General features: G+C 41.3%; 1 protein-coding gene. It reads left to right on the top strand.

Annotation, left to right across the window (positions count from 1 at the left end; all coding sequences use genetic code 11):
* Positions 1–50: 50 nt before the first annotated feature.
* Positions 51–1,787, top strand: a 1,737-nt coding sequence (locus CXF78_RS16310) for an alpha/beta hydrolase family protein (RefSeq protein ID WP_102037369.1), incomplete at its 3' end; no start/stop codon positions are given.

Genomic DNA, 1,787 nt, shown 5'->3' with positions numbered 1-1,787 from the left:
TTAAATACAATAACGTTACATTTTTAACATTAATTACACGGACTGTATTTATGCTGCGCATTTTATACCTCACATGTTGTTTGCTCGTTCTATTTACCACCCACACTTTTGCGGCTCCTCAAATTAAAGACTTCAGTGCCGATTCAGAGTTTTCTGAAGTCAAAATATCTCCCGATGGTGAGCACCTCGCGGTTATTCTCATTGAAGATGAAAAGCGCACCTTGCTCATCCTCAACCTTGAATCCATGAAGCCGACTTACGCGGTCAAATTCAATGGTGATGAAGAAGTGGGCCGTTATTATTGGGTCAATGACGAGCGGATTGTATTACAAAAACTCTATAAGCATGCCCAGCGTGAAGTGTCAGATTATTATGGTGAGTTACTCGCTGTAAATTATGATGGCAGCAAATCTAAATACCTGTTTGGTTATAATGGCGGCGGCTCGACAGGAACGAGTATTTCAAATAATGAAGCTATCCGCGCAAGTGCATTTGTTTTAGATACTTTAAAAGATGATGACAAATACATTTACGTTATGGCCTATCCTTGGAATGGGATGAACTACGCATATACCCTTGTATATCGCGTTAACGTCTACTCAGGTAAACGCAAACGCCTTACCACTTCACCTATCGCAAATGCAGGTTTCCTTGTTGATAATAAAGAAGACGTTCGCTTTAGCTTTGCAAGAGATAAGAAAAACGATGATCAACTGTTCTACTATGAGAATGGTGAATGGGTTGATGCAGAAAGAATTAAAGGCGGACTAACCGATTTCTACCCTATTTCGTTCACAGAAGACAACAAATCAATTTATGCTATCGCCAATGGTGAAGGCGCTACTCGCGCTATTTACGAAGTCGAACTCGCAACGGCTAAACATAAAAAAATCATCCAACATGATGTTGTCGATCCATTCATGACATGGGTGAGTGACCAAACAAATACCCTCTACGCAGTAGAGTTTGAAAATGGTTATCCTGAGTATCGCTTTGTCGATACTGAAAGTGCTAAAGCCAAAGCATTACAACAGCTAATGACTGCTATTCCAGACCATCGTATTCGTATTGTCAGTGAAACCATCGACGGCAATACACTTATCGTTGTTGCAATGAATGACAAAAACTCTGGTGACTACTATTTATTTGACCGTAAAAAGCTCAAATTAAAATTCTTGTTTGCTGAAAATGCTGCGCTAGATCCTAGTGAAATGTCAGAAGTGCGTCCAATCAGTTTTACTAACCGTGATGGCGTCACTATTCATGCCTATTTAACCCTACCTAGCGGCCTTAAAGAGCATAAAAATATGCCTCTCGTGGTTAATCCACATGGTGGACCACATGGCCCGCGCGACTTATGGGTATTTAACCCAGAAAACCAACTATTAGCGCAAAATGGCATCGCCGTGTTACAAGTTAACTTCCGTGGTTCTGGTGGATATGGTAAAGCGTTTGAAGAGTCTGGTTACCTCGCTTGGGGCAGCAAAATTCAATACGATATTATCGACGCAACTCAATATGTCATCGATCAAGGTTATGCCAACAAAGATAGAGTGTGTATTTCTGGTGGCAGCTTTGGCGGATACTCAGCATTGATGAGCCCGATGTTAGCGCCAGACATGTTTAAATGTGCCGTTGGTGTTGCCGGTGTTTATGATTTAGAGCAAATGTATAAAACGGGCGATGTACCAGACTCTTATGGTGGTGAGGCATACTTAAAAGACGTATTGGGTACAGATATCCAACAACTACGTGCGATGTCACCAACACATAACGTCAACAAACTT

Origin of the sequence: Shewanella sp. 11B5 (genome assembly GCF_002836795.1) — a bacterium.
GTDB lineage: Bacteria > Pseudomonadota > Gammaproteobacteria > Enterobacterales > Shewanellaceae > Shewanella > Shewanella frigidimarina.
The sequence above is the reverse complement of the archived record's forward strand: the minus strand, read 5'-3'. Positions and strand labels throughout refer to the sequence as shown.